Source organism: Natrinema ejinorense (assembly GCF_002494345.1).
Lineage (GTDB): Archaea > Halobacteriota > Halobacteria > Halobacteriales > Natrialbaceae > Natrinema > Natrinema longum.
This window is the reverse complement of record NZ_NXNI01000001.1, coordinates 1,321,284-1,333,604: the sequence shown is the minus strand read 5'-3', so window position 1 is coordinate 1,333,604 and position 12,321 is coordinate 1,321,284. Positions and strand designations below refer to the sequence as shown.

The window sequence follows — 12,321 nt, the reverse complement described above, 5'->3', positions numbered from 1 at the left end:
TTAAATCCGGACGCGGGGCTCACGGCCGTATTCGCGGCAGTTTGCGTTCCAGTAAAACGACCCACGAAACGGCGGTGAACTCGCCGCTCGTAACGCGTGGTTCGCGGTTCGGCTCCCGGACTCCGGGACGACTTCCCGTGCTATCTCGCGTCCTCGAGTTCCTCGAGTGCGCCGGGGTTCTCGATGCTGCTCATGTCCCCGAGGTCCTCACCCGTGTACGTCGCCTGGATGGCTCGGCGGATGATCTTGCCCGACTGGGTCTTGGGGAACTCGTCGACGAAGAGCACTTCACGCGGGCGGAACGGTTTCCCGAGTTCCTCGCCGACCTGGGCGCGCAACTCCTCGCGGAGGGCGTCCGTTTCGTCGATGCCCTCCTCGAGGACGACGTAGGCGACGACGGCGGTTCCGGTGGTGTCGTCGGGCGCACCGATGGCCGCCGCCTGGTTGACGGCCTCGTGGTCGATGAGCGCGCCTTCGACCTCCGCCGGACCGACCTTGCGGCCGGCCACGTTGAGCGCGTCGTCGGCCCGCCCGTGGAGGAACCAGAAGCCGTCCGCGTCCTTCTGGGCCCAGTCGCCGTGGTTCCACATGTCCTCGAAAGTCGACCAGTACTCCTCGAGGTAGCGCTCGTCGCCCGACCAGAGCGATTTCGTCATCGAGGGACAGGAGTCGCGAGCGACGAGGTAACCGCGTTCGTTGTGCTCTTTGACGGAGGTGCCATCGCGGTCGACGACGTCGATGTCCATCCCGAGTCCGGGACCGCCGAGCGTACAGGGTTTCAGCGGTTCGGTCGGCATCGGCATCAGGAAGCAGCCACAGATCTCGGTCCCGCCGGAGATGTTGATGATCGGGGCCTCACCGTTGCCGACGTTCTCGTAGAACCAGTGCCAGGACTCGGGATCCCAGGGTTCGCCCGTCGAGCCCAGAATCCGCAGACTCGAGAGGTCGTGACCGGACAGCCAGTCGTCCCCGTGCTTTCGCAGCGCGCGGATCGCGGTCGGCGAGATGCCAAACTGGGTGAGTTTGTGGCGATCGATCATCTCCCAGAAGCGATCGGGCTCGGGGTGGTCTGGCGCACCCTCGTACATGAAGACGGTCCCACCGAAGGTGTGGGTGCCGATCAGGGACCACGGCCCCATCATCCAGCCGATGTCGCTGACCCAAAAAAACCGGTCCCCGGGTTTGAGGTCCATGCCGAAGTAGACCTCCTTCGGACACTGGACCTGGACACCCGCATGCGTGTGGACGATCCCTTTCGGCTTCCCGGTCGTCCCCGACGAATAGAGGAGCATCGACTCCTGGCTCGAGTCGAGCGACTTCGTCTCGTAGTCGTCGTCCCGCCGTTCGACGGCGTCGGCCCACCACTCGTCGCGGTCGTCCGTCCACGGGATCTCGTGTTCGCTGGTCGTCGTACTCGAACCCAATCGGTCGAACACGATCGTCTCCGTGACGTGGCCCGCCTCCTCGATGGCTTCGTCGGCGGCCGATTTGAGGAAGACCGGGTCGCCGCGACGGTAGAAGCCGTCGCCCGTAAAGAGAACGGAGCACTCGGCGTCCGCGATCCGGGTCGCCGCCGCATCGACGCCGAAGCCCGAGAAGATCGGGACCGCGATCGCGCCGACCTTGAAACAGCCATAGAGGATCGAGACGACCTCGGGTACCATCGGCATGTAGAGTCCGACCGTGTCGCCCGTTCCGATACCGCGCTCCTCGAGCGCGTTCGCGACCTGATTGGACTGGCGGTGGAGTTCGTGGTACGTTATCTCCCGAACCTCGCCGTCCTCGCCTTCCCAGATGGTGGCGACGTTGTTCCGGCGTTCGTTGTCGACCGCGGCGTGCCGGTCCACGACGTTGTGGGCGATGTTGAGTTCGCCATCGACGTACCAGTCGGAGAACTGCGGCCCCTCGCTGTCGTCTCGGACCTCGTCGTACGCCTCGTAAAACTCGATGTCGAGGTAGTCAACCAGTTCGTCCCAGAACCAGTCGACGCCGCTTTCGGGTTCGTCCGCCAGTTCCGTCGTCGTCCGTTCGATCAGTTCTTCGTAGTCGTCGATCCCATACGTTTGCATGAAGTCGTACACGTTGGTCGATTCGACGAACTCACGGCTGGGTTCGTGACCGATCTCGTCGATGTCCTCGAGACTGGGGCTGGTGTTTCCGGGCATTGTCACCTATAGGTTGGCGGCATGCCACCATCAAACAACAGGTCGCCACCGTCGGGGTGCCGGCCGAGATCGGAGACGGCGAACGGGAAGTCGGCGGCGACGTCGACGGACTCCATCGTCTTCGACGCGTGACTGGTCGAACGTGCTCCCCTCGAGGACGATAGCGTCCGCTGGCGAATCCGAGCGATCTACAGTTCGTTCTCCCGCCGACGTTTGAACGCTTCAAACGCTTGCTCGTTGTTATCAATACAGACGTATCGGGCATCATCACCGAACACGCGTTCGGCAGCCAACGCAGCTGGGGCAGTGCCTGCACACGGGACGAGAATTAGCTCACCCGGGTCTACAAGACCTTCAATCCAGTTAACATACGGTTCAATCGGTTTTATACTCATCCAGTCGTATTTGTCGTTCTGGATACACTTTTGGCGTACAAGCTGTCGAGCCGGAACGTCGGTTTTTCGATCGGTCGGCCCCTTATGGGCGAATATGACGAGATAACCTCCCCGCGTGAGAAACGTCCCCTTGGTTTGATCGCTGGGTTCGCCATTCTCACAAAGGAAGGTAACGCCACCGAGCTTTCGATATCCGCCACCTTCGTAGTTCTCGTGCGATTGCGATGCGTCTCCCCACTTTCGGACGAGGTAGTTTAAGAGATGGGGTGCGACCCAGTCTTGAGCGTCCGAAACGAGCCATCCCCCCTCGGTAAGTGAATCGTAACAAGCGTCTAATATTTCGACACTCGTCGACTCGTCGGGGGCACTGTCGTTTTGTGAGCCAATCCGTTCATTAAACGGATGGGTATCGTAGATCGCTTCCAGTCGCTTGACTCGTTGCGGACTCGCCCATGCGTCATCGAGGAAGGTCACTGCTGCTGCTTCTCGATACTCTTCGAGCACTTCGGAAGCGTCCCCTACAACGTACTCGCAGCCGTTTTTTATTTCGTGAGTTTGCATTATTGTCCGATCAACATCCACTGATAAAAATCTATTCGTCATTATATTATGAATTAAATATCTTCTCTAGTTCACAGTCATAACGCGGGAAAGATCCACTATATCACCACTGTCAGATTGCCAAAACGCTACTAACCGGTCACCCGAAGTACCGTTCTAGTGGTTATTCTGTCGACTGAATGTTTTTCCAGGAAGAGTGTCTCGTATCGGTATACCCACTCTCGACAACGGATCTACCGACGACCTCCGCGACGTACTCGCGCAGGTCGAGGGGAAGAAGCCAACACAGCGGCTGATAGCGGCGATCAACTACCTTGAGGAAGATGAGGATACCCTGCAAGAGATCGGTGAGCGCTTCTGATAGAGGGTTTCGACCTGTTTGGGCGTGCGATCACTCAGATCGCACGCAACGTAGCTTCGGACACCCTCGTCGTGCTTGCCGCGGTCGCCGTTCCGGGAGGAGACACAGACCGCGTGCGGGAACTGACGTTCCCGTTTTTTGCCCTTGTACATGAATATTCGATCCAGTAGGAGGCGTGTATGTCGAGTTGATCGTGCAGCTGGTCGCCATTTTTCACGACTGGAAGAACGACAGGAGCAGTGGCCCGAGCGCGTCGGCCGACGCGCTCTTGGTAGTAGCCGCGACCGGCGAGAATTGCCTCAACCTCGAAAGGGAACTGGTCGACGCAGTCGAGGACGCAGCCGACCCAGTCGGCCGCCTCCTCGTCGCTCGTGACGGGCGTTGTCGCGAGTGGGCTCTTGGTATCGAGGACAAACGCGTACAGTAGCGGTGACAGCTGGTCGTTCCGTCGCGGGGTTTCATCGAACGGATTTCGCGTGGATCGGTGAGGTACCACAGTATTATACTCTTCGGGAACGCCGGATAATGTAGATGGGATTTGATATAGAAAAAGCATCTCGAGCGGAACTCCGGGACATTCAGGACCAACGGCTAGAAGAGAGTGTCACTGCGGTATACGAAAACGTTGACTTGTATCGGAAACGGTTGGATGAGGCAGGTCTATCACCATCGACAATCGATACGACTGCTCTCACAGCGGTTCCATTTACGACATCCGCAGACATACGCGACGAGTACCCTGATGGACTGTTTACCGTGCCGACTGGCGATATCCAACGGGTACACACCTCATCGGGTACTACTGGCAAACCGAAAATATTCGGTTATACTCGAGACGACCTCGATACGTGGTCGAAAATAATCGCACGCTCGTTGGAAACTTCCGGATTCGAGTCCCAGTACACGGTACTAAACCCCTGTAAATACGGGTTGGTATCGGGGGGGCTGGGGTGGCACGATGGACTCGAGCAGTTAGGCGCGACAGTGGTACCATCGGCTACCGCCGACATGGATCGGCAGATCGAACTCATTCGTGACCTCACTGTTGACGGTCTCATCTGCTTTCCGTCTTTCGCGCTTGATCTCGCCGGGATAATCGAACGACAGGGCGGAGACCCAACAGAACTCTCTATTTCGACGATTACTGTTGGCGGCGAACCAACAAGCCAAGAGCTTCGAGCCGAGATCGCAGAAGCCTTCGACGCCGTCGTCACCGAACACTATGGTCTCTCAGAGTTATTCGGTGCGGGTATCTTCACAGAATGTGAAGAATGTCAGGACGGCGCTCATGTCTGGGAAGATCATTTTTACCCGGAAATCATCGATCCACGGACGGACGAGCGTGTCGACGACGGTGAGGAAGGTGAGCTTGTCCTCACATCGCTTTCGAAGGAGGCAATGCCGCTACTGCGGTATCGAACCGGCGATATCGCCACGATGACGACTGATGAGTGTGCGTGTGGTCGGACGCACGCTCGTATATCAGTAACAGAGCGTATGCGAAACGGTATCTCGATAGACGATACGACTGTGTATCCCACTGAAATCGAGAGTACTTTTTTGACCGAACCCGAAACAGCACCGTACTATCGAATCGATCTGCAGCGTACAGGCCAGCACGATGCAATTAACATTACGATCGAACGAAAACAGGGTCTCGACGTCGACCAGTCCGAACTGGCCGATCGGCTTCATGAGCGGTTCTTAGCTGAGTTATCGCTTTCTGTCGACGAAATCACGATCGCTACACCAGGAACAATCGACCGGACACTCGGTACGAAGGCGAATCGAGTGTACGATAATCGCGAGTAAGAATATCAACCGTCCATGATGGCTTCGATGACGTCGTCAGCGTCAGCCGGTGTGTCAAAGTCGTGGAAACGATCTCCCTTTTCCTTGGAAAGGATATTCAATGCAGCGGCAGCGCCATCACCCGCCGAAATAATCGCTTCCCATTCTTCCACTCGAACCATCGCCGCCGTTGCGTAGGCGTTTTCGATGCTCGTCTCCATCGTTACATCGACATCAACGACATCGTCATCGAAATCACACCCGAGCGATTCCGCCAACTCGCGATTCGCGCCGGTAGCTAGGACTACGTAGTCTGCAGTGTATTCTCCCTCATCAGTCACGATTTTGAATCCAGTGTCGACGTTACTGACATCGGTGACCGTTTCACCCTGCCTTCGATCGACACCGAATTTGTCTACCTGGCTTCGAGCGATCTCCATGAAGTCCGATCCGTCGATCGACTCTATCCCGAGATAATTGAATAGGTGTGCCTTGTGCATCCACGTCGAATCAGTATCAAAGAGGGTCGTCTCGAGTCCGTTTTTCTGGGTGAACAGAGCCGCGCTGAGACCAGCAGGACCACCACCGACGACAACGACTGCTGTATTTGTGGACATAGCTTGGATAACAACGTTTAGATATATGAATATTTGGTGTGCCCAAATATAAGTAGCACTGGATTTGAAGCAGCGAGTCAATACTCACGGATAGAACGCGAAATTCGGACGGATTGAATGCTACGAGGCTATCAACGCGTTCGCTCACGAGATTCTATTGACTGCGAAGCACCGCTTAGAAGCCGGCGTGAAACGCCAGCGACGCCGTGAGCACGTCGACGACGAAGGCGCTGCCGTCGCAGGCGTGGTGGTCCCGCTCGAGGTATACTCGAACGAGTTGTTGTCGTAGTCGCCCCTACCGGACTCGACGACGGCCCCGTCTTCCACGACCACGACTGATCGGAGTCACCACGCTCTCGCCGTCTCAACGAACAGCCCACAGACCCGAGTACCGTCCACCGTGACGGGACTGTTGCGTCCGGGGAATCAGCATAGCCGAGACTCCCACGGAGGGAACCGCGTCGTTCACGACGGGGAGGATGTCATAACGGCTCGTCGCCGTCGATGATCCGCTTTGCTCGTTTCGCCAGTCCGGGTACCCGCCGCTCCATCTTGGGATACATCGGGTCGTCGCTGTTGCCCTCGAGATAGCGCCGGAAGAACATCTCGCCGAGCCCGGCGAGTTTGTAGACGGCCAGCGTTCGATAGAACCGTTCGTGCTCGAACTCGTAGCCGGTTCGTGACTCCCAGCGGTCGACCAGTTCGACCCGGCTGGAGTAGCCCTCCCGTTCCATGAACCGGGTCGTGAGTTCGGGGATCGTCGGCTCCGGGTCTTTCGCGTCGCGCCAGTAGGAGAGCATCCAGCCCAGGTCCGCACGCGGGTCGCCGAGCGTGGCCATCTCCCAGTCGAAGACGCCGACGAGTTCCGGCGGCGTTCCGGGGCCGAACATGACGTTGTCGAGTTTGTAATCCCCGTGGACGAGCGTGTGTGGATGGTCCTCGGGCACGTTGTCCCGGAGCCACTCCCCGACCTCGTGGAGGATCGGTACCTCCCGTTCGTCCTCGGTGACCTCGAACGCCCACGAGAGCTGTTTCCCCCAGCGATCGACCTGCCGCTGAGTGTAGCCCTCGGGCCGGCCGAACTCGCCGAGCCCGATTTCCTCGTAGTCGAGGTCGTGAATCGTCGCCAGGGTGTCGACGAGTTCCTCGCCGATCCGCTCGCGGTGGTCGGGCGTCGCGAATCGGTCGGGTTCGTCCTCTCTGAGGACGTCGCCCTCGAGTTGTTCCATCACGTAGAAGTCGCTCCCGATGACGTCGTGGTCGTCACAGGCGAGGATCGGCGTCGGAACCGGCACGTCGGTGTCGGCCACCGCGTTCGTCACGCGATACTCCCGGAGAACGTCGTGGGCCGTATCGGCGGTTTCGCCCGGCGGCGGCCGTCGAATGACGAGTTCGCGGTCGCCCCAGGTGACGAACAGGGTTTCGTTCGAGTGCCCCTCCTGATGGCGAGCGATGTCGTAGTCGTCGACGTCGCCGATGTGATCCGCCAGATACGCGACCAGAGCGTCCTCGTCGACGAGACGCTCGTAATAGTCGTCGCTCATGGGAACGAGTAGGTACTACTGTCGGCGTTGCAGGCCGATACGGTGTCGTCTCTCCCGGGTCGGTTCTCGGTTGGCATTGTCGTGTGCTACTATCACACCCCTTAACGAAAATAGTTACGCCGCGAATTCTCTTTTACAATGTTTGCCCGTTGTAAGTTATCGAATACCACGTTCGCGACGGGGACGGACGGGCGATAACGGATCTCGAGAGAGAACCGAGGGTGAGCAGCCGCCGGCCGAGAACGGTCACGAGATCACTCCTCGTCGACGATCTCGAGTACGTCTTCCGGTGACTCGATCCGATAGGCCACTGCGGGACCATCGTCGGCACCGAAGGCGACGCCGTGCATTCCCATGTCGGCGGCCCCCTTCACGTCGTGGTCGTACCGATCGCCGATCATCAGGGACCGTTCGGGCGCGACGCCGGCCTTCTCGAGTGCAGTCTCGAAGATCGCCGGATCGGGCTTGGTGCGCCCGACCTCCTCGGAGGTCGTGATCGAGTCGAAGTGGTCGCGAACGTCGAACCGCTCGAGCATCCGTCGCCCCTCCGCGTCGTCGACGTCGCTGATGACGCCGACGTGGAGGTCCAGTTCGGCCAGGCGTTCGATCGCCTCGGGAGCGCCGGGAATCGGCTCGATGGACGATCGGACGACCGCCTCGAATCGCGGGTTCCACTCCTCCCGTGGCACCTCCTCGCCGACGATGGCCTCGATGCCCCGGTGGTAGCCCTCGCGCGCGGATCGGAATTCCGTGCCGTCGCGCTCGCGGAAGTAGTCCCCAACGGTCGTCCGCCACGTCTCGACGGCTTCCTCGAGCGTCGTGTCGACATCGTGGCGGTCACAGAGGTCCGCGACGAACTCGGCGTGGGCCGCCTGAACGGAGTCCAGCGCGAGGATGACGCCGCCGATGTCCCAGAAGACGGCTTCCCACTCCTCGGGGTCGGGCTCGTCCGCCCCGTCGGTCGCCGCGCGTTCGCTCATCGGTCGGCCCTCCGGATCGTCGACCGATCGATTTCCTCGAGGCTCGCACACCCCGAGAGTCCCACCGTCAGATCGAGATCGGCGAGCAGGTTCTCGAGGACGGCCCGAACGCCGTCTTCGCCGCCGATGCCGAGGCCGTAGGCGTACGGTCGACCCAGCAGGACGGCGTCGGCACCGAGCGCGACCGCCCGGACGACGTCGCTCCCCCGGCGGATGCCGCTGTCGAAGAGGATGGGAACCTCGCGATCGTCGGTCGCATCGTCGACCGCGTCGACGACGTCCGGCAGCGCGTCCAGGGCCGGAATCGCGCCGTCGACCTGTCGGCCGCCGTGGTTCGAGACGATCAGCCCGTCGACGCCGCGCTCGACCGCCTCGCGGGCGTCGTCGGGGTGGAGTACGCCTTTGATAACGACCGGGAGATCGGTCCGATCCTGGAGCCACTCGAGGTCGTCCCAGGTCAGCGAGGCGTCGCCGAAACACGCCTGCCAGGACGCGATCGCGTCCTCCTGATTCTCCCACGGATCGGCTCCGTCGAGCCGGTCGCGGAAGGCCGGATCCTCGAAGTAGTTCTTCACACCCTGGGCCTCGAGGAAGGGCAGGTAGCCGAGTTCGATGTCGCGTTCCCGCCACCCCATCTTCGGGGTGTCGAGCGTGACGACGACGGCCTCGTAGCCCGCTTCCTCCGCGCGCTCGAGAAAGCTCGCCGCGACCGACCGATCGGAGCTCCAATACAGCTGGAACCAGCCCGGGCTCTCGCCGAGTTCGTCGCCGACCTCCTCGATCGAGTACGAGGAGACGGAGCTACAGATCATCGGGACCTCGAGGTCGCTCGCCGCGCGAGCGACGGCCAGTTCGGCGTCCTCGTGGATGATCGACTGGACGCCGATGGGCGCGAGCATGACCGGTGAGGGGTACTCGCGATCGAAGAGTTCGACCGACAGATCCCGATCGGAGACGTCGCGCATGATCCGGGGGACGATCTGCCACTCGTCGAAGGCGCGGTCGTTCGCCGTGACCGTCGACTCCGAGCCCGCGCCGCCCGCGACGTAGGCGAACGCCTCCTCGCTCAACTCCTCGCGGGCGTGTTCCTCGAGGTCCTCGTAGGAGACGGGAAACTCGGGAGGGTCGTCCTCGAGCATCCCGCTGAGGTAAACCTCGGCCTGTCGATCCGGTCCGTAATCGGGAGTATCTGGTGTCATAGCTGGTGTGTCGGTGACGGCCGCGCCGTCATGTGAATATCTATGTCAGGGATTGCCACTCACTTAACGGTACGGTATCCATCCCCATATTTATTAACAGTTACTGCAAATGTACGGATGGATCTAACAATGGTAACGAATCAGACCGAGATTGCGGTGACGGGTGATTGCGCATGAGTACCGACCAGTTCAGCGTCGACGGCGACGTCGCCATCGTCACGGGCTCCTCGAGCGGGATCGGGAGATCGATCGCGGAGCGGTTCGCGGATGACGGCGTCGACGTGGTCGTCTGCTCGCGCGAGCAGGACAACGTCGATCCGGTCGCCGAGGCGATCAACGACGGGGACAGTGCCGGGCGAGCACTGGCCGTCGAGTGTGACGTGACCGATCGCGAGGCGGTCGAAGCGCTGGTCGAGGCCACCGTCGAGGAGTTCGGCGGACTCGACGTGCTGGTCAACAACGCCGGCGCCTCGTTCATGGCCGACTTCGACGACATCTCTCCGAACGGCTGGGAGACGATCATCGACATCAACATCAACGGCACCTATCACTGCACCCACGCCGCCGCGGAGTACCTCAAGGACGGCGGCGGCTCGGTGATCAACCTCGCCAGCGTCGCGGGCCAGCGCGGTTCGCCGCTGATGAGCCCCTACGGCGCGGCCAAGGCCGCGGTCATCAACCTGACGACGACGCTGTCCTACGAGTGGGCCGACGACGACGTTCGGGTCAACTGCATCGCGCCCGGCTTCGTCGCAACGCCGGGCGTCGAGAGTCAGATGGGCGTCTCCGCGGACAACATCGACCGCGAGGAGGTCGCCCGCCGGATCGGCACCGTCGAGGAGATCGCCGATCTCACCCAGTTCCTCGCCAGCCCCGCCTCGTCGTACGTGGTCGGCGAAACCATCACTGCCCAAGGCGTCCCCCAGATCGAGGAAGACCACGACGTCTAGGCCCGTCCGGTTTCGTTCGCCCGACTCGAGCGGATCGGCTCCGAAACGGGATCGGGCACGGATTGCCTCCGCGGGAGTCGACTGGAGGGCACCTGCCGGTTCGGTCCTCGGTCACTTGCAGGCGATCGTCAGCGTGTTACCATCGATGCGAATCTCGTAGTCGCGAATCGGGAAGGAAATCGAGACGCTGGTATCGTTGGTGACGACCGTATCGAGCGCTTCGGGGTTGACGTGATCGTGGAGCGTGATGGCCAGTTCTTCCCGTCGGTTCTCCGGGTCAGTGTTTTCGATAGCTGCGATGGCGTTGATAACTGCCATACTCGCGGCCGTCTGCGACCAATCGTATCGCGCGTCGATCGACTCCGAGTCGCTGCAGGAATCCCCCATGCGCGTCTAAGAGCATCGACCAGGCCATACGTGTTGTGATGATGCGAGTTACAGGTAGCGAGTGTTCGATCGCCACACCTGACCGCAGTACGGACCCCACACGGGAAGCGCTCGCCGTCCCTTTTCCAGGGCCAGTCGGCCGACGCTCGCGGACTCCGCGCTCGCGTGCAGAGATCGACCCGTGAGCGGCCATCGGTCCCGGTCGCGACCGCAGCCGGTGATTAAGTGCGACGGCGGTGTAGAGTTCTCGGCCATGGTCGTTCCGAGTTCGCCGGTCGCCTTCCTCGCCCTGTTTCTCGTCGGGATCGTCCTGGTGATCTGGTGTGTCGAGGTCTTCATCGAGGCCGTCGCCGAGAGCGCCGTCTCGCTTGGCATCTCCGGGTTCGTTCTCGCGGTCGTACTGGCCGGAGTCGACCTCGAGAACGCCGTCCTCGGCGTGACTGCGGCGTCCGCCGCCCTACCGGGTCTCGCACTCGGAACGGTGTTCGGGGAATCGCTGTTCGTCCTGGCCGTCGCCGTCGGGCTCGCGGGGATTCTCGTCCCGTTCCGGATGGACGTCCCGCAGGTATATCTGCTCATGCTCGCGTCCGTGGCCATCCCCGCGTTCGCGGCCTCGATCGACGGGGCGATCGATCCGCTCGAGGGCACGGCGCTGCTGGCTCTGTTCGTCCCGCTGCTCGCGTTCATCTTCTGGCACGAGCGTCGCTCCGAAAGAGCGTATTTACGCTCGATGGAGGTTGCGGAGGTCGTCGACCTCGAGGGGGCTGACGGAGCGCCCGATGGCGGCGGCGAGCTGCGTGTGCAACGGGGACGAGGGGAGGACTCGGATTTCGATCTCGACGAACTCGTCCCGTCGTTCGAGCATCGAAGCGGTCGCTTCAATCTGGGCGTGGCCGTTCTCGCGACGATCGGGTTGACGATCGGCTCCGGCATTACGGTCGTCGGTGCCGAGGGGCTCTTCGTCGCGTTCGGTATTTCGGGGCTGGCCTTCGGCGCGACGGTGTTGAGCTTCATCGCCTCGATCGAGGAACTGGCGCTGACGGTGGAACCGGTCCGGCAGAATCGACCGAGCCTCGCCGTCGGAAACGTCGTCGGGAGCACGGTCTTCTACATGACTGCGAACATCGGGCTCATCGCACTCCTCCATCCGGTCCGGACGGGCGGGGACGTCATGACGGTGCACTGGCCGTTTTTCGCCGCCTCTCTCCTCGTCGTGACCGCCATGCTCGCACGGGGCCGTGTCACCCGAATCGGCGGCGGTGTACTGATCGCACTCTACATCGCGTACTGGATCGCGAACTATGCGTGAGAACACGAAACGCGGCCGGCCGCCCCCTCCCTCGGGACGGTCGAACGGCGGGGCCCGAACTC

Annotated in this window: 12 protein-coding genes and 1 pseudogene; 6 read left to right on the top strand and 7 right to left on the bottom strand. The window is 61.3% G+C overall.

What is annotated here, in order from left to right; all coding sequences use genetic code 11:
• Positions 1–140 precede the first annotated feature (140 nt).
• Both CP557_RS06605 and CP557_RS06600 read right to left on the bottom strand, forming a co-directional pair.
• Positions 141–2,165: an AMP-binding protein gene (locus tag CP557_RS06605; RefSeq protein WP_097379186.1), complete on the bottom strand. Its 2,025-nt coding sequence runs from the start codon at positions 2,163–2,165 to the stop codon at positions 141–143.
• 188 nt (positions 2,166–2,353) lie between these two features.
• Complete coding sequence (locus CP557_RS06600) at positions 2,354–3,121, bottom strand: hypothetical protein (RefSeq protein WP_097379185.1); 768 nt, start codon at positions 3,119–3,121, stop codon at positions 2,354–2,356.
• A gap of 211 nt (positions 3,122–3,332) precedes the next feature.
• On the opposite strand from CP557_RS06600, the pseudogene CP557_RS22960 reads away from it, so the two are divergent.
• From CP557_RS22960 to CP557_RS06590, 3 genes and pseudogenes are all read left to right on the top strand, one after another.
• A pseudogene (locus tag CP557_RS22960) lies at positions 3,333–3,479 on the top strand (IS630 family transposase); the annotation flags it as partial.
• A gap of 196 nt (positions 3,480–3,675) precedes the next feature.
• On the top strand, positions 3,676–3,909 hold the full coding sequence (locus CP557_RS06595; RefSeq protein ID WP_143825037.1) for a hypothetical protein: 234 nt from the start codon (positions 3,676–3,678) through the stop codon (positions 3,907–3,909).
• Positions 3,910–4,013: 104 nt separating this feature from the next.
• Positions 4,014–5,294 (top strand): phenylacetate--CoA ligase family protein, encoded by a 1,281-nt coding sequence (locus tag CP557_RS06590; protein WP_097379183.1) that lies wholly within the window; start codon positions 4,014–4,016, stop codon positions 5,292–5,294.
• 5 nt (positions 5,295–5,299) lie between these two features.
• Here the strand turns inward: CP557_RS06590 and CP557_RS06585 are convergent, their stop codons facing one another.
• Entirely contained in the window at positions 5,300–5,890 is a 591-nt protein-coding gene (locus CP557_RS06585; protein ID WP_097379182.1) for an FAD-dependent oxidoreductase, read from the bottom strand.
• Between the two features lie 157 nt (positions 5,891–6,047).
• On the opposite strand from CP557_RS06585, the gene CP557_RS23265 reads away from it, so the two are divergent.
• Entirely contained in the window at positions 6,048–6,179 is a 132-nt protein-coding gene (locus CP557_RS23265) for a hypothetical protein (protein WP_281255553.1), read from the top strand.
• Between the two features lie 193 nt (positions 6,180–6,372).
• Here the strand turns inward: CP557_RS23265 and CP557_RS06580 are convergent, their stop codons facing one another.
• The 3 genes from CP557_RS06580 to CP557_RS06570 form a co-directional block, all read right to left on the bottom strand.
• Positions 6,373–7,434, bottom strand: coding sequence for a phosphotransferase family protein (locus CP557_RS06580; protein WP_097379181.1), 1,062 nt, complete (start codon positions 7,432–7,434; stop codon positions 6,373–6,375).
• A 254-nt stretch (positions 7,435–7,688) separates the two neighbouring features.
• Positions 7,689–8,414 (bottom strand): HAD family hydrolase, encoded by a 726-nt coding sequence (locus CP557_RS06575; protein ID WP_097379180.1) that lies wholly within the window; start codon positions 8,412–8,414, stop codon positions 7,689–7,691.
• Positions 8,411–9,613, bottom strand: coding sequence for an alpha-hydroxy-acid oxidizing protein (locus CP557_RS06570; protein ID WP_097379179.1), 1,203 nt, complete (start codon positions 9,611–9,613; stop codon positions 8,411–8,413). The genes CP557_RS06575 and CP557_RS06570 overlap by 4 nt, the downstream gene beginning before the upstream one ends.
• Before the next feature lie 173 nt (positions 9,614–9,786).
• On the opposite strand from CP557_RS06570, the gene CP557_RS06565 reads away from it, so the two are divergent.
• Positions 9,787–10,563, top strand: coding sequence for an SDR family NAD(P)-dependent oxidoreductase (locus CP557_RS06565; RefSeq protein ID WP_097379178.1), 777 nt, complete (start codon positions 9,787–9,789; stop codon positions 10,561–10,563).
• 111 nt (positions 10,564–10,674) lie between these two features.
• Here CP557_RS06565 and CP557_RS06560 read toward each other — a convergent pair whose 3' ends face one another.
• Positions 10,675–10,950 (bottom strand): HalOD1 output domain-containing protein, encoded by a 276-nt coding sequence (locus CP557_RS06560; protein WP_097379177.1) that lies wholly within the window; start codon positions 10,948–10,950, stop codon positions 10,675–10,677.
• A gap of 253 nt (positions 10,951–11,203) precedes the next feature.
• On the opposite strand from CP557_RS06560, the gene CP557_RS06555 reads away from it, so the two are divergent.
• Positions 11,204–12,259, top strand: a complete 1,056-nt coding sequence (locus CP557_RS06555; protein ID WP_097379176.1) for a sodium:calcium antiporter — start codon at positions 11,204–11,206, stop codon at positions 12,257–12,259.
• Positions 12,260–12,321 lie beyond the last annotated feature (62 nt).

Excerpts from the sequence above, each read along its gene's own strand:
- CP557_RS06605 (WP_097379186.1), bottom strand. The coding sequence starts at position 2,165 with ATGCCCGGAAACACCAGCCCCAGTCTCGAGGACATCGACGAGATCGGT.
- CP557_RS06600 (WP_097379185.1), bottom strand. The coding sequence starts at position 3,121 with ATGCAAACTCACGAAATAAAAAACGGCTGCGAGTACGTTGTAGGGGAC.
- CP557_RS06590 (WP_097379183.1), top strand. The coding sequence starts at position 4,014 with ATGGGATTTGATATAGAAAAAGCATCTCGAGCGGAACTCCGGGACATT.
- CP557_RS06585 (WP_097379182.1), bottom strand. The coding sequence starts at position 5,890 with ATGTCCACAAATACAGCAGTCGTTGTCGTCGGTGGTGGTCCTGCTGGT.
- CP557_RS06580 (WP_097379181.1), bottom strand. The coding sequence starts at position 7,434 with ATGAGCGACGACTATTACGAGCGTCTCGTCGACGAGGACGCTCTGGTC.
- CP557_RS06575 (WP_097379180.1), bottom strand. The coding sequence starts at position 8,414 with ATGAGCGAACGCGCGGCGACCGACGGGGCGGACGAGCCCGACCCCGAG.
- CP557_RS06570 (WP_097379179.1), bottom strand. The coding sequence starts at position 9,613 with ATGACACCAGATACTCCCGATTACGGACCGGATCGACAGGCCGAGGTT.
- CP557_RS06565 (WP_097379178.1), top strand. The coding sequence starts at position 9,787 with ATGAGTACCGACCAGTTCAGCGTCGACGGCGACGTCGCCATCGTCACG.
- CP557_RS06560 (WP_097379177.1), bottom strand. The coding sequence starts at position 10,950 with ATGGGGGATTCCTGCAGCGACTCGGAGTCGATCGACGCGCGATACGAT.
- CP557_RS06555 (WP_097379176.1), top strand. The coding sequence starts at position 11,204 with ATGGTCGTTCCGAGTTCGCCGGTCGCCTTCCTCGCCCTGTTTCTCGTC.